We start from the raw sequence: 23,230 nt of genomic DNA on the forward strand, positions 1-23,230 counted from the left end.
CCCGCCAGGCGTCCACCACGGCCGGAAGCCCGGCGGGGGCCGGGGGGGGCGGGTCGGGGCCGGCCCCCGCCCCCCCCGCCCGCCCCGCCCCCGACTCCGCCGATCGGCCATCCACAAAGGACGCTTGGCGCCCCGCTCAGCTCTCCTTCACGACCGCCAGGAAGGCACCGAAGGCAGCGGCGGGGACGGCGATGTGCCCGCCCGCGCGATCCTTGGTGTCGCGCACGGCGGCGTATCCGGGGACGACCGCGATCTCTACGCAGGTGCCGTTGCCTTCGGTGTAGGTGGAGGTTTTGAAGGTGGCTGTCGAGTAGTCGGGGGACATGGGGCTGTCCTCAGTTCTTCAGCGCGGTGAGCAGGGCGGTGAAGCTGGCTGCGGGGACGGCGATGTGCCCGCTGGCGCGGTCCTTGGTGTCGCGGACCGCCGCGAACCCCGGGGTGACCGCGACCTCCACGCACGTACCGTTGCCTTCGGTGTAGGTGGAGATCTTGAAGGTGGCCGTGGAGAAGTCAGGGGACATGGTTGTCCTTTAGTTCTTCAGCGTGGTGAGGAGGGCGGTGAAGCTCGCGGCGGGCACGGTGATGTGGCCGCTGGTGCGGTCCTTGGTGTCGCGCACGGCGGCGTACCCCGGGATGACCGCGACCTCCACGCACGTACCGTTGCTTTCGCTGTAGCTGGAGGTCTTGAACGTGGCTGTCGGGAAGTCAGGCGACATGGGGACCGTCCTTCGGTGTTACGCGAAATTCTGGGCGATGTCCAGGATAAACCTCTTCGACTTGTCCATGCCTGGTGCGTTCGCGGTAAGGCGACTCCAGAGGTTCGCGTAGTCCGCTACATCAGAGATTCCATCGAGGTAGTCCGCGTCGTGCAGGTTCTCCACGTAGACCATCTCCAGCGGCGGTGCCGAGGTAGTGGGCGCCGGGATGCGCAACATGGTGAAGCTGAAGGTTCGTGCGGCGCTCGGCGAGTCGAAGGGCAGCACCTGTAACTGGACATTGGGTCGCCGGGCGGTGGTGGCGAGATGTCGCAACTGCTCGTGCATCACCGCGTTGCCGCCGACCATCCGGCGTAGGCAGCTCTCGCTGAGCACGAAGTGTGCCGTTGCGGGCCGTTGGCGGAACAGCACCTCCTGGCGTTCAAGTCGCGCTGCGATGACGTCGTCGACGTTGATCGTGTCCCGGCGGAAGTCGTGGGCGAGGATGGCGCGCATGTACGCCTCGGTCTGGAGCAGACCGGGTACTACTTCGGCGCCGTAGTGCTGGATGAGGTTGGCGTCCCACTCGAAGTCGTAGTAGGCGCGCTGCTGGAGCGGGACGGCGGCGCGATGGCCGGACCAGCGGCCGCGCTGGCTGCGGGTCCTGGCCAGTTCGACAATGGCGGCCTTCTGCTCCTCGGTGTGCACGTCGTAGTGGTCGAGCAGCATCTTCGCGTCGCCGGGCGTCAGGCCCTCGCGGCCCTTCTCCATCTTCGTGACGCGCGTGGTGTCCCGGCCCAGCAGCTTGGCGGCGTCCTTCATGTCGACGCCCGCTTCGAGGCGGGCTTCCCGCATGTAGATCGACAGGAACTTCAGCCGCACGGTCGGCGTCATCCGCATGCGCATCACCCAAAGGAGTCAAAGGTTGCAGCAATTGCTGTACAGCAGTTGCATTTTTACTCTTGTAGCTTCACAGTAGCAGCTGTGAGCAAGATCTCGGGCTCACGTCCACCACGGTCACCTGAAAGGGGAAGCGCCATGGGCGACTTCGCGATCAACAACGTCAAACCGCGCCGGGAATGGCTGGTGCGCTGCAGCGACGGCGATCGCCGGACGGGGGTGTGTTCCGTCGAGGCCAACAAGGGCAGCCTCGGCGTGTGCGGGCCGGACGGCGCGCTGATCGCGCTGTCGGGCAGGGAGATCATCGATTTCCGCGCCGCGCTGGACGCCGCGATCGCGCAGGTCGAGGAGGACCTGCGGACGCGCGGAACCGTGGCCTAGGTTGAGGGCATGCGTTTCGGACTCTTCGTACCGCAGGGCTGGCGGCTCGACCTCGCCGGCATCGACCCCGCGGACCACTGGACCACCATGCTCGGCCTCGCCCACCACGCCGAGGCGGGGCCCTTCGAGTCGATCTGGGTCTACGACCACTTCCACACCGTCCCGGTGCCCACCGAGGAGGCCACGCACGAGGCCTGGTCGCTGATCTCGGCGTTCGCCGCCGCGACGTCGACGATCCGGCTCGGCCAGATGTGCACCTGCATGGGCTACCGCAACCCTGCCTATCTGGCGAAGATCGCGGCCACCGCGGACATCATCTCCGGCGGCCGCGTCGAGATGGGCATCGGCGCCGGCTGGTACGAGCACGAATGGCGGGCCTACGGCTACGGCTTCCCGAGCGCGGGCGACCGGCTCGGCATGCTCGACGAGGGCGTGCGGATCATGCGTGACCTCTGGACGACCGGTACGTCCACTCTGGACGGTAAGCACTACCGCACCGACGGCGCGCTGCTGCGTCCGCTGCCGCCGCAGGAGGGCGGGCTGCCGCTGTGGATCGCGGGCGGTGGCGAGAAGAAGACCCTGCGGATCGCCGCCCAGTACGCGAAGTACACCAACTTCAGCAACACGCCCGAGGACTTCCGGCGCAAGTCGGACATCCTGGCCGGGCACTGCGCCGACCTCGGTACCGACTTCGGCGCGATCACCCGGTCGGCCAACTACAACGTCGTCATCGGTGAGTCCGAAAAGGACGTTCAGGACCGGCTCGCCTGGATCCGGTCCCACTACGAGCGGCTGATCCCGGCCGACGCTCTCGCGAACGCGCTGGGCAACTTCTCGAACAGCCCCACGGTGGGCACGCCGGAGCAGATCGCCGAACGGCTGTCGGCGATGCGGGACCTGGGCATGACCTACGCGATCCTGAACTTCGCGGAGGCCGCCTACGACCGGTCGGGTATCGACCTGTTCACCAGCAAGGTGGCGCCCGCGCTGGCCGGATGAGGCCGGACGACCCTGCCCCGGTGCGGGCAGGGTCGTCAGCCCTGGTCACGGGTGCAGGACCACCTTGATGGCGCCGGAGGCCCGGTCGCCCGCCACCCGGAAGGCCTCGGCGGCGTCGTCCAGCGGGAAGCGGTGGGTGATCACCGTCCGCGCGATCTCGGGGTTCCCGGCGAGCAGTGCGGCGGCCTGTTCGGTGTCGCGGACGCCGTCGTGCCTGCTGTAGGCGATGGAGTGGACGTAGGTGAGTTCCTTGACCAGGCTGGCAATGCCCGGGATGGGAGCAGTGTGCTGGTATACGCCCATCAGCACGACGCGGCCGCCGGGGCGCGCGAGTTCGGCACATCGGGCGAGACCGGCCTCGCTGCCCGCGGCGTCGATCACGACGTCGTAGGTGCCTGCCGCGGTACCGGCTCCCAGGCGTTCCGCCGCGGTCCTCTGGTGCTGGTGGCGCGCTTCGACATCGACGTCGAAGCCGTGGTGCCGGGCCGTCGCCGCAGCCAGCAGCCCGATGCTGCCGCCGCCGACGATCGCCACCCGTTCTCCCGGTTCGAGTGACGCGCTGCGGACACCGTGCCCGGCCACCGATGCTGACTCGACCAGGCAGGCGTCGCGCACGTCGAGGCCTGGCGGGAGCGGGACGAGCATGTCCTCGGGAACCGTCAGGGCGTCGCACATGCCGCCGTCCCGGAAGATGCCGAGCGTTCCGTGCTCCGGGGCGGCACATCGCTGGACGTGGCCGGTGCGGCACTGGTCGCACTCTCCACAGTAGACCGTGGGTTCGACGGCGTAGGACCGGCCGTCGGCGGTGGTGCCGGCGAACTCGTGGCCGTAGGTGAAGCCCTGCACGCCGCTCGCCGCGAAGGCGACGTCGGTCCCGCAGATGCCCACCGAGCCGATGGCGAGGCGGACCCCGGGACCTTCCGGCTCGTCGGCCTCGGCGACGAGGATGCCCTGATCGGAGTTTCGTACGGCACGCACGGCGTTCCCTTCCGCTGCTCTTATGCGAACAACGTTAGCTTATCTTAAGTTGTCAATGTTCGCATAGGAGCTATCCTTGTCCCGTGCAGGAACCGAGGCCGAAATCCGAGGCAGACGAGCCGTCGCAAGGGAAGGAGTGCCAGGACGAACCTCGACCGGGAACGGCGGCCTGGTGGCTTGCCAGGGAGCGGGAACCCGCGCGGCCGCGGCGGCGCAGATCGCTGACCCTCGAAGGCATCCTCGACGCGTCCATGGCTCTGCTCGATGCGCGCGGGGCCGCCGCGCTGACCATGCGCAACGTCGCCGAGGTGCTGGGCTGCACGCAGGCGTCGCTCTACCGCCACGTGCGCAATCGTGAGGAACTGGTGACTCTGCTTGTCGACCGGGCGGTGAGCGTGGCGAGTTCGCCTCCGCCCGAAGACGCGGACTGGGCCGAAAAGGCGGCATGGTCCGCGCGCAGGTTCCGTGCGCACCTGCTGCGGCATCCTGGCGTCGCCTCGCTCCTTCGCGGGACCGAGCGGCTCGGCCCCAACTCCCTGGCCGGAGTGGAGTACGCCCTCGAACTGTTCATCGGTGCGGGGCTCAGTCCCCGGCTCGCCTCCGCCGCCGCGTCGTCGCTGGCCACCTTCGTGATCGGCTCGGTGCACTTCAATCTGGGGCTCGACGCGCAGGATCCCGAAGAACGCCGTCACCGGCGACAGCTGTATCGCTCGCGAGACGCGGCGACCCTTCCGCTGCTTGTCGAGCATGCCGACGTCGTCGCGGACGTCGGTGGCGACGACGAGTTCGAAGTCGGGCTCACCGCGTTGCTGACCGGGTTCGGCGCGCTGATCGGGAAGGCGGACATCGCCCGCGAATGACTCCGGTGCCCCGAATATTCGCCGGTAGCACGCGGGAGTAAGCTCTGCCCCGGTTGGTAACGCCGACATCAGGCGAAGCGAAAAGCTGTCGCTGCCGCACAGATCGCCTGGGTGGGAATTGCTGCCAAAATACGTATGTACGGTTTATTTGGCGAGCGTCCCGCTGCTGGGGGAATGTGGTGATCGATTGTCGCGGCCTGGATGAATTCCGTGATCCGGCCGCATGGTGAGCTAATTCGTGGATAAAGCCCTCTTCGGCGTTGGTTTCCGCGGTTTTTACGCGAAAGATCTTCGGGTTGCGCACCGTTATCACCTTGCGGGATCCTGGTGGATCGCGCCGACTTGTGTACCGCGTCGAGAATTCAAGGCGTGCGACAGCCGCCTGTGTCGCTCACACGCGTGGAGCAACGCGGGAACTGTTCCCGCCGGTTGTGCTCCTGGTAATGTCAATATTCCTGATCGGTCGCGTGGGAGGCGATAATGGGCGAGAAGGTCTGGAAACCGGATCCTTCGGCGACACTGGTCAGGCGCCTCGGCGTCTCGCCGCGTGAACCGGGCAGCGGCGGTCGCGGCGGAACGGCGGCGACCACGGGCGGGAAGAACGGGTGCCCGGACATCTGGGTGCTCTCGAACGGCGACGTCGCGGTGATCGGCCGGGATCTCACCGACGCCTACCGGTCGAGGCTTCCCGCGGACGTGAGCGTCGCACAGGGCGAACGCTTGGTGGTACTCCCCGGCGCCATGGTCAGCGCGGCGAAATCGGACATTCCCGATGCATGAGCTCCTTCATGGATCGTCCGGCGAACTGCTGGAACACGACGCCTACTGGACCGGCTTCGACAGGGACTACTGGCGGCTCGGTGAGCCGGGATTCTGGAAACTGGAGCGGCGGCAGGAGTTTCAGGACCCGACGATGCCGAGCTGGCAGGCGTTCGCCAGAGGCGACTGGGACGAGGCGATCCGGCTGGGCGAGGCGCTCCGCCCGGACATCGAGGCCGAGTATCGCGAGGACGCCGAGCACGGTATCCGGTCCTGGTGGGTCAAGGTGGTGGAAAAGCCCATCACGCCGTATATCCAGTGGGCTTTTCATGTGCTTCGGATCAGGGCGCAGTCCGGGGAGCGGATGCGCGTGGTCCGGGAGGATCAGGTGCGGCAATTCGAAAAGCACCAGATGCTGCCCGAGATGGTCACCCTTGGCTCGGATGTCATGTACGACCTCGTGTACGACGACGCCGGCCGCCAGCAGGGCGGGATCCGCATCGTCGACCGCGCCGTGATCGCCCGATGTCAGCGTTTCATCGCGGACCTCTACGCGGTCGGTGAGGACGCGGAAAGTTTCTTCCAGCGCGAGATAGCGGGCTTGGCGCCACCGCTGAGCGATGTGCGGGAATAGCCGGGTTCATGCACACCGGAGATTCGGGTGACCGGAACGAAGAATCCGCGCAGGGCAATCGGTCCGAGGTTTTCGGGGCCGAGGCCGATATCGTGCAGGCGGGCGCAGTCCATGGCGGCGTCCACTTCCACGGCCTGAACAATCCACCGCGACAGGTGCCACGCCAGCTTCCCGGCGATGTGGGCGGTTTCGTCAACCGGTCCGGCGAACTGGCCCGCCTCGGCGAGGCGCTGGCCGCGCGCGGCGAACCCTCGGCCGTGGGCGTCTACATCATCACCGGCACGGCGGGCGTCGGCAAAACCTCGCTGGCGTTGCACTGGGCACACAGCGCGCGGCATCGCTTTCCCGACGGCCAGTTGTACGTGAACCTGCGCGGTTACGACCCCGGACCGCCGGTGTCACCGGAACAGGCCCTCGATCGTTTTCTGCGTGCACTGGGCGTGCCGCCGGAAGCCATTCCCGCCGAGCGGGAGGACAAGGCTGCGCTGTATCGCTCCACGGTCGCGGAACGACGGGTGCTGATCGTCCTGGACAACGCCGCCACCGTCGGGCAGATCAGGCCGCTCCTGCCGGGAGACGCCGACTGCCTTGTCCTGGTGACGAGCCGCAATCGCCTGTCCGGGCTGGTCGCACGGGACGGCGCGCGGCGGCTCGCGCTGAACACACTGTCCGAAGTGGAATCCGTCGACCTGCTGCGCACGGTCACCGCGGGCTACCGCCGCGACGACGACCCGGCGGAGCTGGTCGAATTGGCGAGGTTGTGTGCCCGGTTGCCGCTCGCGCTGCGCATAGCGGCCGAGCGGGCTTCCAGCCGTCCGCTGATGCTGCTCGGCGAACTCATCGCCGACCTGCGCGACGAATCGGTGTTGTGGGACGCGCTCACCGCTGAGAACGACGAGGAATCCGACGCGGTGCGGACCGTGTTCGCGTGGTCGTACCGGGCCCTTCCCGAGGACGCGGCACGGATGTTCCGGCTGCTGGGCTTGCATCCGGGGCCGGAAGTCAGCAGCGCGGCCGCCGCCGCGCTGGCGGGCACCGGCATCGGGCAGGCACGATCGTTGCTGGACGCCCTCGTGGGGGCGCACATGCTCGAACAGCGTGCGCCGGGCCGGTACGAGTTCCACGATCTGCTGCGCGCGTATGCCACGGACCAGGCGATGCGGCAGGAGACCGCGGAAGCCCGGCGGGCGGCCGTGGAGCGGGTCGTGACCTGGTATGTGCGCACCGCGCGTGCCGCCGTCGCCGTCATCTGCCCACTGGATCGGGACGTGCTGGTGGATCCGCCTCCGGCGGACGTCGTTCCGCTGTCCTTCGCCGATTACGGTGCGGCTTTCCGGTGGTACGAGGAGGAACGCGCGAACTTCGTCGCCGCCACCCGCGCCGCGGCCGAGGCGGGGCTCCACCGGCTGGCCTGGCAGTTGCCCGCCGTGTTGTGGAGTGTGTACGCGTTGCAGAACCCGTTCGAGGACTGGATCGCCACGGGGCGCGTCGGCCTGGACTCCGCCCGGCACAACCACGATCGGTTCGGTGAGGCGCAGCTGCTGGCGAGTCTGGGGATGGCTTTCCTGCAGTCCCAGCAACTCGACCGGGCGGAGGAGTACCACCGGAGCGCGCTGGCCGTCCGTGCGGACATCGGTGATCGGCTCGGGGTCGCGATGTCGACCAACGACCTCGGCATCCTGGCGGACCGACGGCATCAGCTGCTGGACGCGCAGCGCTATTTCGCCGATTCCGTCGCCATTTTCCGGGAGCTCGGTGATCGGGCGAACCAGGCGTGGTTGCTGAGCAACCTGGGGATGGTCCAGTGTGATCTGGACCTGCCGGGGGAAGCCGTCGAGATGCTGCGGGAATCGGTGGCCGCTTCGCGAGAGGTCGGCGACCGCGCCGCGGAGAGCAATGCCCTGATGTCGCTCGCGATAGCGTATCGAGAACGAGGTCGGCTGACCGACGCCGATTCGGCCGTCGAAGCGGCGTTGGCTCTGGCACGCGAAGACAGCTATGTCGTTTTCGAGGCGGTCTGCTTCCTGGAAATGGCGCGGATCAGCCGTGCTCGCGGAAACCCCGCGGACGCCTTGACCTTCTACCAGAAGTCGGCGTCGATCCAGCGGCGTCTCGGTGACCGTAGCCGGGAAGCGAAGGCGCTGGACGGAACGGGCGAGGCCTACCAGGAAATGGGCCGGTACGACGAAGCGGCCAAATTCCACCGGCTCGCCGTCGCGTTCCACCGGGAACTCGGTGACCGGTGGCAACTCGCGCTCGCGCTCCACCATCTCGCCACCGCCCTGCGGAGTTCCGACGATCCGGCGCCCGCGCGAGCGCACTGGACCGAGGCGTCGGCCCTCCTGGCGGAGTTCGGTGATCCGAAGGCGGTCCGGATACGTGCTCGCGTCGACGAAATCCTGACCGGACACGGCTAAGCGACGCCTTCACGGCGTGCTGTGATGCCGGTAAGGCCACCTTGCAGGCGTCTGACGCCCTCAAGGTGGCCTTACCGACACCTGAGTCCTTTGTGTACACAAGTCTCATGGCACGGCGGGGGTCCCGCCGGGACGTACCGGCAGGCCCGCCGCGCGCCACGCGCGGAAGCCACCGACGAGGTCCGTCGCGCGCGAGAGCCCGAGCCGCCGAAGGTCCGCGGCGGCCAGGCTGGAGGCGTAGCCCTCGTTGCACATCACGATCACCGGCAGCTCGGCGCGGACCTCGGGCAGCCGCCACTCGCTCGCCGGGTCGAGCCGCCATTCGAGGTGGATGCGTTCGACGATGACCGAGCCCGGGATCTCGCCCTCCGCGAGGCGGTTCGCGTGCGGGCGGATGTCGACGATCAGCGCGCCCTCGGCCTGGAGCCGCTGAGCCCGCTCCGGCTCCGCGCGATCCAGCACCGATCGCGCGGAGGCCAGGAGATCGTCGATACCCGTCACGGGCGCACCAGCGCGGGCAGCGGCGGGATCTCGCTCGGCACGTCGGCGAGCGTGGCGTATTCGCGGGTCGGCACCAGCGGCGGCGAGTAGGCGTGGACGCTGGCGGCCGGCGCGTCGCCGATGCCGGTGACCTGGTGGGCCCGCCCGGCGCCGAAGCCGAGGCCCTCGCCCGCGGTGTGGGTGCGGCGGCGGATCGGGCCGCCGGGGTAGCGGTACTCCTCGCCGAGTTCGCCCTGCAGCACGGTGAACGAGCCGGACGCGCCGCCGTGGTCGTGCGGCTTGGTGTGCTGGCCGGGCAGCCACGACAGCAGCCACAGCTCGACGCCGTCGGTCAGGGCGAGCCGCGCCCACCAGCGCTGCTCCTCGTCGAACCGCAGGAGCGACCGCAGGCCCGCGGTCAGCTCGGTGGTCACGGTGGTGGTCAGGTCCGCCAGCTCGCGCGGCGTCCACAACAGCCGCGTCGGGTGCAACAGCTCGGGCAGCAGCGGATCGGTCAGCTGGGGGTGGATTTCGACGTCGGGACGGACGATGGAGGTGGTCACGCGAGTGCTCCTTGGACTGGCTGCGGGCAGGCGTACGCGCGCGGCACGCGACCACTCGGCGGGCGAGAACCCGCGTCGAGGGGACGAACTCAGGCGTGCCGCGAGGCGGTACACCCGCAGGAGGCGACCAGGAGCAGGTCGATGGTCCGGCGGCGCCAGAACGAACCCCGGGTCACCGGGGCGGAAGGCGCGGTCGCGGACATGACCCGATCATGCCACAGCGCACGCGGGGCAGGCGGGATGTCCCAGTCGCTGGACGTCTCGACCAGGCATGGAGCGATCCACGACCGGGCGGGTGCGGACGCGCGCGCGAGGGCGGCCACAATGGGCGCGTGAGTGAGCCGATCCAGCCCAGCGACCTTGACGATCTCGTGGTGAGGATGGCCGGCGTCGGCGTGCGCCGAGGCGGCAACGACCTCCTCGCCGGCCTCGACTGGAATGTCGAACTGGACGAGCGGTGGGTGGTGCTCGGCCCGAACGGCGCCGGCAAGACGACCCTGCTCAGGCTGGCCGCGGCCGAGCTGCATCCGACCACCGGCACGGTCGATCTGCTCGGCGACCGGATCGGCAAGGTCAACATCTTCGAGCTGCGCCCGCGCATCGGCTTCACCTCGGCCGCGATCGCCCAGCGCGTGCCCGGCGACGAGAAGGTGCTCGACGTCGTCGTCAGCGCCGGGTACGCCGTCGTCGGCCGCTGGCGTGAGGCGTACGACACACTCGACACCGCCCGTGCCCAGGAACTGCTGAACGTGCTCGGCATCGGGCAGCTCGCCGAGCGCACCTTCGGCACGTTGTCCGAGGGCGAGCGCAAGCGGGCGCTGATCGCGCGTTCGCTGATGACCGACCCGGAGATGCTGCTGCTCGACGAGCCCGCCGCCGGGCTCGACCTCGGCGGCCGCGAGGACCTGGTCGCGCGGCTGTCGGCGCTGGCGCTCGACCCGGAGGCCCCGGCGATGGTGCTGGTCACCCACCACGTCGAGGAGATCCCGCCCGGCTTCACCCACGCGCTGCTCCTGCGGGAGGGCCACGCCGTCGTCTCCGGGCTCGTCGAGGACGTCGTGACCAGCGAAAACCTGTCGAAGACGTTCGACCAGGACCTGATTCTCCAGCGTTCGGGTGACCGCTTCTTCGCCCGCCGACGGTAGGTTGAGCCTTACCGGTCGGTAGCCTGCTGGCAGATCGTCAACGAGGAGGATGTGGCGTGGGAGAGTTCGTAACCCTGGAGGTCGAGGACGGGGTCGGCACGATCCGGCTGAACCGGCCGCCGGTCAATGCCCTGAATGCCCAGCTGACCGGCGAGCTCGCCGACGCCGCGCGTGAGGCGACCGATCGCGACGACGTCCGCGCGGTGATCCTCTACGGCGGCGAGAAGACCTTCGCCGGGGGCGCGGACATCAAGGAGATGGCCACCCGGACCTACCCGGAGATCGCGAAGTTCGGCACCGCGCTGACCAACTCGCTCGCGCTCATCGCGTCGATCCCGAAGCCGGTCGTCGCCGCGGTCACCGGTTACGCGCTCGGCGGCGGCCTCGAACTCGCCCTCACCGCGGACTGGCGGGTCGCCGGCGACAACGTCAAGGTCGGCCAGCCGGAGATCCAGCTCGGCGTCATCCCCGGCGCCGGGGGCACGCAGCGGCTCGCGCGGCTCATCGGCCCGAGCAAGACCAAGGACCTCGTGTTCACCGGCCGGTTCGTGAAGGCCGACGAGGCGCTGTCGCTGGGCATCCTCGACAAGGTCGTCGCGCCGGACGACGTCTACACCGAGGCGCACAAGTGGGCGGCGCAGTTCGCGCACGGCCCGGCCGTCGCGCTGCGCGCCGCGAAAGCCGCGATCGACGGCGGTCTCGACACCGACCTCGGCAACGCGCTCAAGCTCGAATCGAACCTGTTCGCAGCGCTCTGGGCGACCGAGGACCAGAAGAACGGCATGAAGTCGTTCATCGAGAACGGCCCCGGCAAGGCCACCTTCGAAGGGAAGTAGTGCCTTGACCGACACCGCCGACAAGGCCGTCAGCGACCCGGCACCGAATCCGCACGCCAGCGCCGAGGAGGTCCAGGCGGCCTACGCCGACCCCAAGCTGGCGAACGTGCTCTACCACGACTGGGAAGCCGGGACCTACGACGAAAAGTGGTCCATCTCCTACGACGAGCGCTGCATTTCCTACGCCACCGACGTGTTCAACGCGGTCGCGGGCGAGGACGGCCAGCCGTATCCGACGGCGATGGAACTGGGCAGCGGCACCGGGTTCTTCCTGCTGAACCTGATGCAGGGCGGCGTGATCAAGAAGGGCTCGGTCACCGACCTCTCGCCCGGCATGGTGCAGGTCGCGTTGCGCAACGCCGAGAACCTGGGCTTGGACGTCGACGGCCGCGTCGCCGACGCCGAGCGCATTCCCTACGACGACAACACGTTCGACCTGGTCGTCGGGCACGCGGTGCTGCACCACATCCCGGACGTCCGCGCGGCGTTCGCCGAGGTGCTGCGGGTGCTCAAGCCGGGAGGGCGGTTCGTGTTCGCGGGCGAGCCGACGAAGGTCGGCGACTTCTACGCGCGCAAGCTCGGGCAGGTCACCTGGTTCCTCACCACGAACCTGACGAAGCTGCCCGCGCTGTCCGGCTGGCGGCGTCCGCAGTCCGAATTGGACGAATCCTCGCGGGCGGCGGCGCTGGAGGCCGTGGTCGACATCCACACCTTCGATCCGTCGGAGCTGGAGTCGATGGCCCGCGGTGCCGGGGCACAGGACGTCCGCGCGGTCACCGAGGAGTTCGCCGCCGCGCTGACCGGCTGGCCGATCCGGACCTTCGAGGCCGCCGTGCCGCAGGAGAAACTGACGCTGCGCTGGCGCCTGTTCGCGTACCGCCTGTGGCTGCGGCTGTCCGCTTTGGACAAGAAGCTGCTCTCCAAGGTGTTGCCGCGTGAGCTGTTCTACAACGTGATGATCACCGGGACGAAGCGTCCTTCGTAGTAGATGGCCTATGGATTCACTCTCGACGACGTCGCCTTCCTGCGCTCCGACGCGGGGAGCGCGGCGCTCGCCGAATGTGCTTCACTGCCGCTGACGGATTCCTCGCGGCTTGCCGACGTCGCCTTCGTGCGCAGGGCGGTGGGGGAGCGGTACGCGGGTGCGGTGCTGGAAACCTTGGTGCTGCGCCGGAAATCCACATCCAAAGTGGACGCTGCCGCTGATTGGTTGTTCACTTCGGACGCTTTGCAGCAGGCGAGCGCTTCCGCCGTGGCGCGGCATCGGGCGTCCCGGTTGGACGGTCGTGACGTCCACGACGTGACGTGCTCGGTGGGCGCGGACCTGATCGAGATCTCGCGGGTGGCACGACGCGCGCTGGGGTCCGATGTGGACCCCGTGCGGCTGGTGATGGCCCGGCACAACGCTCGATCCGCCGGGGTCGCGCCGGGCCTGGTGATGGCCGACGCGCTGTGCCCGGTGAGCCGCGACGCCGTGGTGGTCGCCGATCCGGCGCGTCGCGATTCCGCCGGTCGCCGGTCGTGGAAACCGGCGGACTTCCTGCCCCCACTGGACGATCTCGTCGCGGCGTATCCCGGCAGGCCACTGTCGGTGAAATGCGCGCCCGGTCTCGACTTCGCGATAGCGCCGTGGGCCTCGGAGATCGAACTGGTCTCTTTGGACGGTCAGGTCCGGGAAGCCTGCCTGTGGCGTGGGCTGGATTCCGGGGCCTCGCGCCGGGCGACGGTGTTGCGTTCGGACGGAACACAGTGGACGGTCACCGACGCGGAACCGGACGAACTGCCTCAGCGGGAACCAGGGGAGTGGATCATCGATCCCGACGGCGCGGTGGTGCGTGCCGGACTGGTACGGCATTACGCGGCCCGGCACGGACTCTGGCAGCTCGATGAGCGGATCGCCTACCTCGCCGGCGACACCCCGCCGTCCGGCGTACGGGCGTTCCGGGTGCTGGAACACGGGCCGTACCAGGAGAAAGCGCTGCGGACCGTCCTCAAGCGACACGACGTCGGCAGGCTGGAAATCCTCGTGCGTGGCCTCGACGTCGATCCGGACGCGCTGCGTCGCAGGCTGAAACCCCGTGGCGCGGCCGAGGCCTCGGTGGTGCTCACCCGGATCGGCCGGTCCCCGGTCGCCTTTCTGTGCCGCGCCGAGCGGGTTCCGTAGTACGTTCTCCCGGTCAGCGTCACACCGAGGGCGTCACACTGGGAGGAAAGCCGTGTTCAGAAGCCGCATGACCGGTCTCGTCAAGCTCGCCGCCGCGGCGGCCGTCGGAGCCACGATCGCCGGCGGGGCCTCCGCGCTCGCCGGGCAGGACGACGCGAGCGCCGCCCGTGCCAAGGAACCCGCCAACATCGGACAGGTCAAGAACGACGTCAAGGCGTACTACGGTGACTACCTCGACGCCGCGGGCAAGCACCACTACTCCGACACCAGCCGCTTCGTGTCCGACACGAAGCGAGTCGTCGAGAATGCCAAGCGCTATCTGTCGCGGCGGCTGGCCGACCAGGTGAAGAACCCGGCGATCGTGTTCGACGTCGACGACACCGCCGAGATCACCTACGGCTGGGAGGCCGACAACGACTTCGGCTTCGACCCGGTCAAACAACAGCAGGCGATCGACAACGGGACGTTCGGCCCGAACAAGCCGGTTCTGGAGCTGGCGAACTGGGCGGCCCAGCGCGGCGTCAAGATCTACTTCCTGACCGGGCGCAACGAGTTCCAGGGCCCGCAGTCGCTCAAGAACCTGGCGAACGAGGGCTACCCGGCCCCTGCCGGCGCGTTCTTCAAGCCGAAGAAGACGGCGCCCGATTACCTGCCGTGCGGCCTGAACTGCAACACCGTCCAGTACAAGTCCGGGACTCGCGCGCACATCGCGTCCACCGGGGCGAACATCGTGCTGAACTTCGGCGACCAGTTCAGCGACCTCGAGGGCGGGTACGCCGAACGGCCGGTCAAGCTGCCGAACCCGATGTACTACCTGCCCTGAGCGGGGCCGCCGGGAATAACCGGCCGGGCCCGGGCGCTGCGTGTGGTATGGCGCACAAAGAGGTACAGATTCCCGGGCCCGGTCATCCGATCACGGTCGAGCCGAACCCCGGCCGGGTCGTCGTGACCGTGGGCGGTCGCGTGGTCGCCGACAGCGGCAACGCGCTGACGCTACGCGAGGCGACCATTCCGCCGGTGCAGTACATCCCTCGCGAGGACGTCGACTTCAGCGTGCTGGAGCGGACCGAGCACACGACGTACTGCCCCTTCAAGGGCGACGCCGCGTACTACAGCTTCTCCGCCGACGGTGAATCGGTGGAGAACGGCGTCTGGACGTACGAGGCGCCGTACGACGCTGTCGCCCCGATCAAGGACCACGTCGCCTTCTACGCCACCAAGTTCACCATCGCCGAACACGCCTGAGCGGACCTTTGCCGTCAGCCGTGGTAGGCGGCGAAGATCTTGGCGAATTCGTAGGGTGCCTGCGGGATGTTCGTGCAGCGGTACAGCGCGCCGGTGCAGGCGTTGGCGTCGCGGCCCTGTTCCCAGGACGAGAGCATGCCCAGGTGGACGCTCTGCGCGAAGGACACCAGCGCGCGGGCGTCCTTCTGGTAGAAGATCTCGTTCTGCGAGTCGTTGACGCCGAGCATCGGGGTCACGCCGATCTTCTGCCATGCCGCCTCGTCCGGCAGCCCGAGCACCGACTTGACCTGCGCCTGCGTGGCCTTCGCCGCCGAGATCGCCTTCGCGCCCTGGTCGCCGGGGCCCTGGTAGTAGTCCATCGCCATAACGTTGACCATGTCCAGGTCGACGCCGGCGTTCTTGGCCGCGGCGACGACGTTGACGCCGTCGGTGGTGAGGCCGCTCGGCAGTACGGGCAGCGTCAGCGAGATCTTGAGCCCGGGGTTGTTCTGCTGCACGATCTTCAACGCCTGTGAGCGACGCTGCACCGACGTGGGGTCGGCCACCGCCGCGCCCTCGATGTCCATGTCGATGTACTTGGCGCTGTAGGCCTTAACCACCGCGTCGTACTCGGCGGCCAAAGTGGACACATCGCCGCACGCCTGCGCGAGTTCGATCCCGGACGCGCCGCCGAAAGCGATCTTCACGTCGCCGCCCGCCGACCGGATCTTGCCGATCTCGTCGGCCTGCCACTTGGTCCGCGGGTCGTAGGCGGCGAACCAGCTCGCCTTGCAGCCGTACGACGTGACGAAGCCGAGGGTGAAGCTCTTGACGCCGCTCGCTGCGGACATCCCGGACATGCTGGGCGTCGGCCACGCGCCCATGTCGATGTAGGGGGCGACCGGCAGGTTCGCGGCGGGTGCCGCGGTCGCGGGGGCGGCTACGGCACCGAGCGCGAGCGCTCCGGCGAGGGCGGCCAACAGGGGACGAGGGGACAGACGCATCGGGGGACCTCCACAACGGTGTGGGGAAACGCTTCCAATTGGTATAGACCAATAGGTGAGGAACTGCCATAGGCCATTCGGATGCAGTCAGCCGGTCACGGAAAATCCGGGGTATCGAGGACGGAACCTGTCCGCTGTCGCGCGGCGATTTGTGGCCGATTGTCCGGCGGCGGACGAAAGTCGTTGGTACCTTGCGGGAACCGGGCGGGAACAGGGGAAGTCCCAGCCGGGAACCACGACTGAGGGAGCAGCAGCATGAGGACTTCGCTGAGGAACGCCGTCGTCGCCGCGATGTGCGGGGCGGTCGTGCTCGCCACGGCCACGGCCGCGGTGGCGACCCCGGCCACGGACGTGGCGGCGGAAGCCATCACGTGCGACAGCAAGGCCAGCGGCAAGGACGGGCCGTTCTACAACGGGCCATCGGCGTCCTACGCCTACGACAAGCGGTTCGGCATCGGGCCGTCCGTGCCGGGGCTGGACACGCACACCCCGCAGGGGATCGCGGCGTGGAACAACTGGGACGGCGCGAGCGATCTGCTGCTCGTGACGTCCTATCAGGACGGTAAGGACGCGCACATCATCGGGATCGACCCGAAGAGCGGTAAGCACATCGGCACGGTCGCCATCGCCGAATCGCACGTCGGCGGGATCGCCGTGGTCCGTGACTGGGCGTTCGTGCAGGGTGCGGGCAGCACGATCCGCAAGTACAAGCTGTCCGAGCTGAAGACCGCCATGAAGGCGGGCGGCGTCCCGTATCTGAAGCAGGACGGCGAGGCTCGTAATGTCTACGCCGCTTCGTTCATCTCCAGCTACGGGAACGACCTGTACGCGGGCAAGTTCAACGACAAGGGCCGGGACAAGATGTACCGGTACACCGTCGGTGCGGACGGTGCGCTGACCACGCAGGAAGGCGCGTACGAGGTGCCGATGAAGACGCAGGGCCTGATGGTGACCAAGGACCACTTCGTCTACAGCACCTCGTACGGCAACGACAACCGCAGCAATCTCTACGTGGTCAACGCCGGCGCCCGTGACCTGGACAAGGGATCGCCGCGTTGCTTCCGCTCGCCGAGCATGTCCGAGGGCATCGCCGCGTACGACGGTTACGCCTACGTCGTCTACGAATCCGGCTCCGCGAAGTACGTCAAGGAGCACCCGCGGAACGTGATCCAGAACCTGCACAAGGGCAAGATCTCGACGCTCTGACTAGCTCGCGGCAGGGGTGCGCACGCGTTTGCGGCCCTTGCCGCGTTCGGTCAGCCAGAACTCCGCGATCAGCAGCGGGAGCGTCCAGCCGATCCAGGTCGTGATCCCGGCGATGGTGAAGCCCAAAGCCGCTTCGCTCCCGCCGAACGTCGTCTCCAGCTGGGGTGCGAGCACCATGCCCCAGATCGGCGCCCAGAGCCGGTTGGTGATGATCGACATCGTCAGCGCGAAGCTGCGGATCATCCAGCGCCGGTGATCGCCGAAGCGCCGGGCGCGGGCCGCGCGGTAACCCTTGACCGTGAAGTACAGCCACAGCAGGGCGAAGATCGTGTTGCTGACCGCGGCCACCGGGCCGACCGGCATCGCGCTCGCGATGATCACCGCGGCGACCCCGGCCGGGAGTACGCCGCCGAAGACGTAGACCCGGCCGATCCTGCGGTGGGCCACGGGATGCCGCTGCCGCAGCCACGGCCACATCTGCAGCGCGCACGTCACCATCGCGATCGACGCGAACCCGATGTGGGTCACCAGCATCGGGTAGTACCAGCCGACCCCCGGCGGCGGTGGCACCCGCGACTCCGCCACGTCGAGGCCGAGGTAGGGCGGCAGCGAATAGACGAGGAAGACGGCCACGACGAAGCCGAGTGGCGCGACCCACGGCCGCTTCCACCACGGTTTCGCCTGCTTCGAGCGGACGGCCGGTTCCTGGGTGATGGTCATCTGATCCCCCTGTTCTCTCCGCGTGCGATACGCCGTACGCGCTGTTCTGTCACGGTAAATCCGGTGGCCGGAAACGCCAAGTGGTCAGGGGAAATCTCGGGGCGTACCCTGAAACCGTACTAGTGAAGACGGGTACTGCCGAGCGGCATCCGTACTAGTGCACTAGTACAGTTCGGGAGGCAAGGATGACGGCGCCGTATCAGCGGATCGTGGCGGACGTCCAGCGGCGGATCACCGACGGCGAACTGCGCGCGGGGGAGCGGGTGCCCTCGACGCGGGCGCTGGTGCGCGACTGGGGCGTCGCGATGGCCACGGCGTCGAAAGCGCTTTCCGTGCTGCGTCAGGAAGGCTGGATCCGCACGGTGCCCGGCAGCGGCTCGGTGGTGAACGAGCGGCGGGGCGGTCCGGCGTCGCCGGAGGAACCGGCGACCTCGACGCTGGGCCGGGAACGTCTCGTGGCGGCGGCGATCCGGCTGGCCGACACCGAGGGCAGGGCGGCGCTGTCGATGCGCAGGCTCGCCGCGGAACTCGGCGTCGGCCCGATGTCGCTGTACCGGCATGTGCCGGACAAGGAGGAACTGCTGCGGCTGATGGCCGACGCCTCGTTCGGTGCCGAGGAACTGCCGGAGCCGGGGCCGCGGCAGTGGCGGACCCGGCTGGAATTCGGCGCGCGGGTGCAGTGGCGGGCCTACCGGCGGCATCCGTGGCTCGCGCCGGTCCTGCTCAACTCGCTCGTGCGGCCGCCGGTGATCCCCAGCGCGCTGAAGCACGTCGACTGGTCGCTGCGCGCGCTGTCCGATACCGCGCTGGACCGCCGGACGCGGCTGCACGTCATCGTCACGTTGAACGGCTACATCGGCGGGATCGCGGCGACCAACGCCTACGAGGTCGAGTCCGAACAGGACACCGGCATCAGCGGCACCCAGCGGCTGGCGGCGGACATGACGCTGCTGGAGGAGTTGCTGGCCTCCGGCCGCTACCCGACTCTCGCCACCGAGATGGTGGACATCGAACTGGACAGCCTCGACGAAATCTTCGAGTTCGGCCTGAGCCTCCAGCTCGACGGCATCGCCCGCCTCCTCTGATCTCGGCGATCTCACGTGATTGGGCGCGTAACTCACGTGATGGGGCCGAGATCTCGCGTGATTGAGTGGAGAACTCGCGTGATCAGGCGGGGGCCCAGGTGGTGAGGGCTAAGGGGAGGGTGGGGTCGGTGGTGGGGGTGGTGCTGAGCCAGGCGGTGTGGCCGTCGGGGCGGAGGAGGGCGGCGCGGAGGTCGGGCTCGGCGGGGCAGCGGGCGGCGTAGGTGTCCACTGTGGACGAGTAGGCGGCGAAGGCGTGGTCGGGGGTCAGGTCAAGGAGGACGGGGCGGGCGGGGTGGAGGAGTGCGGTCAGGCGGGTTTCGCCGGTGGACGTCGTGAGCGGGACGTCGGGGGCGAGACGGCCCAGCCAGGGGTGATCGCCGGACACCACGGTCTCGTACCGCGCGTCGAGTCCCACGATGACCTCGGTGAACGCGCGGTTTCCCGCCGGATGCCGGGCGATCCTGCTCAGGAGGTTCTTCACCGGGTCGTCGGTTTCGCTCAGCTCGCCCAGCAGCATCTGCGCGCGGGTGTTCGCGAGGATCCGTTCGCCCGCCGCGTGCCGTTCGGTGTGGTAGGTGTCGAGCAGATGCGCGGGCGCGGTGCCGCGCACAGTGGCGGCGAGTTTCCAGCCGAGGTTCACCGCGTCGTCGAGCGCCACGTTGACGCCGATCGCGCCGGACGGCGGATGGATGTGCGCGGCGTCCCCTGCCAGTAGCACCCGCCCCTCCCGATACCGCGCCGCCAGCCTCGCGGCGTCGCCGAAGCGGGTCATCCAGCGCGGCGCTCGCAGCTCGACGTGCCTGCCGATCGCCGCGTCGACCTGTGCCTGCAGGACTTCGAGGGTGACCGGGGTGTCCTTGTCCTCGGGCGGATTCTCGTCCCTGGTCACGATCCGCACGTACCCCGGCCGCGGGATGACGAACACGCTGCCGCCGTCCGGCCCGTGCGTGGCGCCGAGCGGCAGGTCGTCGAGATCGATCTCGACGTCGCCGAGCAGCGCGTACGTTGTGGCCGCGGTGCCGAGGAAGGCGATCCCGGCCTGCTTGCGGACGACGCTCCGGCTCCCGTCGCAGCCGACAAGGAACCCCGCGCGGATCTCGCGCTCGCCGTGTCCGGTGTGGACGGTCGCGGTGACGCCGGTGCCGTCCTGGGTGAAGACGCGGAGTTCGTGGCCGCGCAGGATCTCCGCGCCCAGCCCGGCGGCGTGTTCCTCCAGGTACTCCTCGACCCGGGACTGCGGAATCCCGAGCGTGAACGGATGATCGGTGGTGGTCCCGGCCAGCAGGAGCATCGTGTCGATCCCGCCGACGGCGGCGTTCGGTACGCGACGACCTTCGGCGATCAGGGCGTCGGCGAGCCCGCGCCGCGCGAGGAGGTCGAGCGAGCGGGCGTTGAGGTTGAACCCGCGGCAGTAGCCCGGCCGCTCGGGATGACGTTCGACGATGATCACGTCGACACCGGCCAGCCGCAGTTCGACGGCGAGCATCAGCCCGGCCGGGCCGGCGCCCGCGATCAGTACGTCCGTCTGAAATGGACTCGAAGACATGAGATTCCCCTGTGTGTCAATGAGTTTCGGGCCATGGAAGCGATCCGTCGCGGATCTCGGCGATCGTCCGCCGCGTCCAGTCCAGTTCCGCCTGCCAGGCGTGCCGGACGTACTCGACCTCGATCATGAACAGCCGCGGCACCCCGGCGCCGCTCGTCTCGTCCAGCGCCGTGGCCGCGCCCTCGATGCGCTCGGTCAGGTGCCGCGCGCGTTCTTCGAGCGCGTCGGCGGCCCGTTCGGGGCCGAGCGCGCCGAGGTAGGACACCGCGGCGACGAACTTCGGGTACTCCGCGACCGGCTCGCGGATCAGTTCGTCGAGCCAGCGCACGAACTCGTCCTGGCCGAGTTCGGTGTGCGCGTAGACCGTGCGCTCCGGGCGGTTGCCCTCGCGCACGGTCTCCACCGGCTCGATCCAGCCGTGCCGGACCAGTGATTCGACGGTGTCGTACAGCGTCCCCGTGGTGATCTTGAAACTCGTGTCCTTATTGCGTTCGCGCAGCGTGGACGCCATTTCGTACGGGTGCATCGGCTTCTCGACGAGCAGCCCGAGCAGGGCGAGCGCCAGGGTGTTCCGGATCTTGCGCGTGGCCATGATGAGTTAGTCGCTCCCTATTAGTCGGAAGCGACTATACACCTACTAGTCCATGTCGATGCACACGTGCGGGGTCAGCCGGAACCGCATCCGGCACACCACCGCGTCGGAATGCCGCCGCAACGCGCGGGAGAGCACGGCCCCGCGCTGGTTCTGCAACACGCGCTGCCACAGGTGTTCCGGCTCGACCTCGGCGATGAGCACGAACGCGTGGCAGTCGCCGATCCCGCGCAGGTATTCGACCAGCGGCTCGCCGAGCCGGCGGCGTTCGTCGTAGAGCTGCACGAGCGGGACGTCCGGATGCCAGCGATCCCAGTCCTCGACGAACTTCTTCGCCGCGGCCTCCTCACCGGGATGGGTCACCGTGACGGCCTCGACGCGGTCGCCGAGCGACAGCGCGGCCGCGAGCGCGTCGCGGGTCAGCCGGGTCACCGAATGGACGGGCACGATCACCCTGGCGCGGTGCGGGCGCGGCGGAGCCGGTGTGCGGCCGAGTTCGAGGCTTTCCCCGATACGGCGGTAAGTCCGGTGCACCCACTCCATGAGCAGGACGAGCGCGGGCAGCGTGACGACGATCAGCCAGCCGCCTTCGCCGAACTTCGTGGCCGTGACGACGACCGCCGCGATCGCGGTGAGCGCCGCGCCGAACCCGTTGATGAACACCTTCCCGTGCCAGCCGGCGGGGCGGGTCCGCCGCCAGTGCCGGACCATGCCGATCTGCGACAGCGTGAACCCGACGAACACGCCGATCGCGAAGAGCGGGACGAGGGTGTTCATCTGGCCGTCGGAAATGATCAGCAGCAGGGCCGAGGTGATCGCGAGGAACCCGATGCCGTAGCGGTGCACCTGACGTTCGGCGCGGAGCGCGAACACGTGCGGCAGGTTGTTGTGCTCCGCGAGCAACTGCGCCAGCACGGGCAGTCCGCCGAACGAGGTGTTCGCGGCCAGCGCGAGCAGGACGACGGTGGAGAACTGGACGACGTAGAAACCGAAACCGTTGCCCAGCGCGGCACCCGTGACCTGCGAGAGCACGGTCACGCCGTCGACCGGCTGGATCGAGAACTTCTCGATCAGGATCGCGATGCCGATGAGCATCACCGCGAGCAGCCCGCCGAGCGCGACCTCGGCCGCCTGCGCGCGTTTCACCCTCGGCTTGCGGAACGACGGGACGGCGTTGGCGATCGCCTCGACGCCGGTCAGCGCCGAGCAGCCGTTCGCGAAAGCCTTGAGCAGCAACAGGATTCCGACCGTTTCGAGGCTCTGGGCGTGGGCAGGGGCCGCCGCGAGCGCCGTGGCGGGGTCGGTGCGGATCAGGCCGACCACGACGACCACCAGGATCGCGCCGACGTAGATCGCGGTGGGCACCACGAACGCCCGCGCGCTGTTCGCGATGCCGCGCAGGTTGATCCCGGTCACCAGCGCCAGCACGCCGAGGCACAGCCAAACGGTGTAGGGCAGCAGTTGCGGGAAGGCCGACGTCAGCGCCGCGACCCCGGCGGCCACCGAGACCGCGACGTTGAGGACGTAGTCGACGATCAACGACGCGGCCGCGACCAGCGATGCTCGCCTGCCCAGGTACTCGCGGCTGACGCCGTACGCGCCGCCGCCGTTCGGGAACGCCGCTATGACCTGCCGGTAGGACAGCGTCAGCACCGCCAGCAGCAGCGCGATCGCGAGCGTGACCGGGAGGGTGAAGCCGAGCCCGGTCCCGCCCGCGACGGCCAGCACGAGCACGATCGCTTCGGGTCCGTACGCCACGGATGCCATGGCGTCGAGGGAAAGCGCGGCGAGCCCGCCGATCACGGACAGGCGATGCCGGTCTTCGTTCTTGCCGCCCGTGGTGCGGGCGGGGCTGAGAGTGGTGGTCACGGCCCCAGGCTGCGGTCACGCCGTCCCCGCGCCGCCGCGTTCCTACGGCCTCTTAACGCGCTTCCGGCCGATCACCACGACGCACTGACGCTTTGGTGACACACCTCTCGCGCCCGGGCCCGAAATGCCGTTAAGGCCACCTTACGGGCGTCAGACGCCTGCAAGGTGGCCTT

At 68.8% G+C, this 23,230-nt stretch carries 26 protein-coding genes; 14 read left to right on the top strand and 12 right to left on the bottom strand.

The window, feature by feature from the left end:
- Window positions 1-136: 136 nt before the first annotated feature.
- The 4 genes from ACFWY9_RS15060 to ACFWY9_RS15075 are packed head-to-tail and all read right to left on the bottom strand — an operon-like array spanning window position 137 to window position 1,595.
- The gene (locus ACFWY9_RS15060; protein ID WP_378330633.1) at window positions 137-325 is read right to left on the bottom strand and encodes a DUF397 domain-containing protein; all 189 of its coding nucleotides are present in this window, start codon (window positions 323-325) and stop codon (window positions 137-139) included.
- Between the two features lie 10 nt (window positions 326-335).
- Window positions 336-521, bottom strand: coding sequence for a DUF397 domain-containing protein (locus ACFWY9_RS15065; RefSeq protein ID WP_378330634.1), 186 nt, complete (start codon window positions 519-521; stop codon window positions 336-338).
- 9 nt (window positions 522-530) lie between these two features.
- Complete coding sequence (locus ACFWY9_RS15070; RefSeq protein WP_378330635.1) at window positions 531-716, bottom strand: DUF397 domain-containing protein; 186 nt, start codon at window positions 714-716, stop codon at window positions 531-533.
- Window positions 717-734: 18 nt separating this feature from the next.
- Window positions 735-1,595 carry a helix-turn-helix transcriptional regulator gene (locus ACFWY9_RS15075; RefSeq protein WP_378330636.1) on the bottom strand — a complete coding sequence of 287 codons (861 nt, stop codon included), beginning with the start codon at window positions 1,593-1,595 and terminating at the stop codon, window positions 735-737.
- Window positions 1,596-1,733: 138 nt separating this feature from the next.
- Between ACFWY9_RS15075 and ACFWY9_RS15080 the strand changes: the two genes are divergently transcribed.
- Window positions 1,734-1,976: a hypothetical protein gene (locus ACFWY9_RS15080; RefSeq protein WP_378330637.1), complete on the top strand. Its 243-nt coding sequence runs from the start codon at window positions 1,734-1,736 to the stop codon at window positions 1,974-1,976.
- 9 nt (window positions 1,977-1,985) lie between these two features.
- Entirely contained in the window at window positions 1,986-2,975 is a 990-nt protein-coding gene (locus tag ACFWY9_RS15085; protein ID WP_378339070.1) for an LLM class F420-dependent oxidoreductase, read from the top strand.
- A gap of 45 nt (window positions 2,976-3,020) precedes the next feature.
- On the opposite strand, the gene ACFWY9_RS15090 is transcribed toward ACFWY9_RS15085, so the two are convergent.
- Window positions 3,021-3,953: a zinc-binding dehydrogenase gene (locus tag ACFWY9_RS15090; protein WP_378339071.1), complete on the bottom strand. Its 933-nt coding sequence runs from the start codon at window positions 3,951-3,953 to the stop codon at window positions 3,021-3,023.
- Between the two features lie 83 nt (window positions 3,954-4,036).
- Here ACFWY9_RS15090 and ACFWY9_RS15095 point away from each other — a divergent pair, with 83 nt between their 5' ends.
- From ACFWY9_RS15095 to ACFWY9_RS15110, 4 genes are all read left to right on the top strand, one after another.
- Window positions 4,037-4,813 (top strand): TetR/AcrR family transcriptional regulator, encoded by a 777-nt coding sequence (locus ACFWY9_RS15095; RefSeq protein WP_378339072.1) that lies wholly within the window; start codon window positions 4,037-4,039, stop codon window positions 4,811-4,813.
- Between the two features lie 480 nt (window positions 4,814-5,293).
- Window positions 5,294-5,593: a hypothetical protein gene (locus tag ACFWY9_RS15100; protein WP_378339073.1), complete on the top strand. Its 300-nt coding sequence runs from the start codon at window positions 5,294-5,296 to the stop codon at window positions 5,591-5,593.
- Complete coding sequence (locus ACFWY9_RS15105) at window positions 5,586-6,206, top strand: DUF6879 family protein (RefSeq protein WP_378330642.1); 621 nt, start codon at window positions 5,586-5,588, stop codon at window positions 6,204-6,206. The genes ACFWY9_RS15100 and ACFWY9_RS15105 overlap by 8 nt, the downstream gene beginning before the upstream one ends.
- A gap of 8 nt (window positions 6,207-6,214) precedes the next feature.
- On the top strand, window positions 6,215-8,623 hold the full coding sequence (locus ACFWY9_RS15110; protein ID WP_378339074.1) for an ATP-binding protein: 2,409 nt from the start codon (window positions 6,215-6,217) through the stop codon (window positions 8,621-8,623).
- Between the two features lie 105 nt (window positions 8,624-8,728).
- On the opposite strand, the gene ACFWY9_RS15115 is transcribed toward ACFWY9_RS15110, so the two are convergent.
- Entirely contained in the window at window positions 8,729-9,124 is a 396-nt protein-coding gene (locus ACFWY9_RS15115; RefSeq protein ID WP_378339075.1) for a rhodanese-like domain-containing protein, read from the bottom strand.
- Window positions 9,121-9,666: a cysteine dioxygenase gene (locus ACFWY9_RS15120; protein ID WP_378330645.1), complete on the bottom strand. Its 546-nt coding sequence runs from the start codon at window positions 9,664-9,666 to the stop codon at window positions 9,121-9,123. The genes ACFWY9_RS15115 and ACFWY9_RS15120 overlap by 4 nt, the downstream gene beginning before the upstream one ends.
- Window positions 9,667-9,998: 332 nt before the next feature.
- Between ACFWY9_RS15120 and ACFWY9_RS15125 the strand changes: the two genes are divergently transcribed.
- The 6 genes from ACFWY9_RS15125 (at window position 9,999) to ACFWY9_RS15150 (ending at window position 15,056) form a co-directional block, all read left to right on the top strand.
- Window positions 9,999-10,811 (top strand): ABC transporter ATP-binding protein, encoded by an 813-nt coding sequence (locus ACFWY9_RS15125; protein ID WP_378330646.1) that lies wholly within the window; start codon window positions 9,999-10,001, stop codon window positions 10,809-10,811.
- A gap of 56 nt (window positions 10,812-10,867) precedes the next feature.
- Complete coding sequence (locus ACFWY9_RS15130; RefSeq protein WP_378339076.1) at window positions 10,868-11,647, top strand: enoyl-CoA hydratase/isomerase family protein; 780 nt, start codon at window positions 10,868-10,870, stop codon at window positions 11,645-11,647.
- A 4-nt stretch (window positions 11,648-11,651) separates the two neighbouring features.
- A complete protein-coding gene (locus ACFWY9_RS15135) occupies window positions 11,652-12,632 on the top strand; it encodes a class I SAM-dependent methyltransferase (RefSeq protein ID WP_378330648.1) in 981 nt (326 codons plus the stop codon).
- Between the two features lie 3 nt (window positions 12,633-12,635).
- Entirely contained in the window at window positions 12,636-13,811 is a 1,176-nt protein-coding gene (locus ACFWY9_RS15140) for a class I SAM-dependent methyltransferase (RefSeq protein WP_378339077.1), read from the top strand.
- A gap of 67 nt (window positions 13,812-13,878) precedes the next feature.
- Window positions 13,879-14,634, top strand: coding sequence for an HAD family acid phosphatase (locus ACFWY9_RS15145; protein WP_378330666.1), 756 nt, complete (start codon window positions 13,879-13,881; stop codon window positions 14,632-14,634).
- Between the two features lie 47 nt (window positions 14,635-14,681).
- On the top strand, window positions 14,682-15,056 hold the full coding sequence (locus ACFWY9_RS15150) for a DUF427 domain-containing protein (RefSeq protein WP_378330650.1): 375 nt from the start codon (window positions 14,682-14,684) through the stop codon (window positions 15,054-15,056).
- A 14-nt stretch (window positions 15,057-15,070) separates the two neighbouring features.
- Here the strand turns inward: ACFWY9_RS15150 and ACFWY9_RS15155 are convergent, their stop codons facing one another.
- Window positions 15,071-16,039 (bottom strand): chitinase, encoded by a 969-nt coding sequence (locus ACFWY9_RS15155; RefSeq protein WP_378339078.1) that lies wholly within the window; start codon window positions 16,037-16,039, stop codon window positions 15,071-15,073.
- Window positions 16,040-16,294: 255 nt separating this feature from the next.
- Here ACFWY9_RS15155 and ACFWY9_RS15160 point away from each other — a divergent pair, with 255 nt between their 5' ends.
- Window positions 16,295-17,245 (top strand): hypothetical protein, encoded by a 951-nt coding sequence (locus ACFWY9_RS15160; RefSeq protein WP_378339079.1) that lies wholly within the window; start codon window positions 16,295-16,297, stop codon window positions 17,243-17,245.
- On the opposite strand, the gene ACFWY9_RS15165 is transcribed toward ACFWY9_RS15160, so the two are convergent.
- On the bottom strand, window positions 17,246-17,965 hold the full coding sequence (locus tag ACFWY9_RS15165; RefSeq protein WP_378339080.1) for a DUF2306 domain-containing protein: 720 nt from the start codon (window positions 17,963-17,965) through the stop codon (window positions 17,246-17,248).
- A 185-nt stretch (window positions 17,966-18,150) separates the two neighbouring features.
- Here ACFWY9_RS15165 and ACFWY9_RS15170 point away from each other — a divergent pair, with 185 nt between their 5' ends.
- Window positions 18,151-19,050, top strand: coding sequence for a TetR/AcrR family transcriptional regulator C-terminal domain-containing protein (locus tag ACFWY9_RS15170; protein ID WP_378339081.1), 900 nt, complete (start codon window positions 18,151-18,153; stop codon window positions 19,048-19,050).
- 82 nt (window positions 19,051-19,132) lie between these two features.
- Here ACFWY9_RS15170 and ACFWY9_RS15175 read toward each other — a convergent pair whose 3' ends face one another.
- The 3 genes from ACFWY9_RS15175 to ACFWY9_RS15185 are packed head-to-tail and all read right to left on the bottom strand — an operon-like array spanning window position 19,133 to window position 23,057.
- Window positions 19,133-20,596 (bottom strand): FAD-dependent monooxygenase, encoded by a 1,464-nt coding sequence (locus ACFWY9_RS15175; RefSeq protein ID WP_378339082.1) that lies wholly within the window; start codon window positions 20,594-20,596, stop codon window positions 19,133-19,135.
- Window positions 20,597-20,612: 16 nt separating this feature from the next.
- Window positions 20,613-21,188, bottom strand: coding sequence for a PadR family transcriptional regulator (locus ACFWY9_RS15180; protein ID WP_378339083.1), 576 nt, complete (start codon window positions 21,186-21,188; stop codon window positions 20,613-20,615).
- Between the two features lie 45 nt (window positions 21,189-21,233).
- Window positions 21,234-23,057 (bottom strand): APC family permease, encoded by a 1,824-nt coding sequence (locus ACFWY9_RS15185; protein ID WP_378339084.1) that lies wholly within the window; start codon window positions 23,055-23,057, stop codon window positions 21,234-21,236.
- Between the last annotated feature and the right edge of the window lie 173 nt (window positions 23,058-23,230).

Origin of the sequence: Amycolatopsis sp. NPDC059027, assembly GCF_042739735.1 — a bacterium.
Lineage (GTDB): Bacteria > Actinomycetota > Actinomycetes > Mycobacteriales > Pseudonocardiaceae > Amycolatopsis.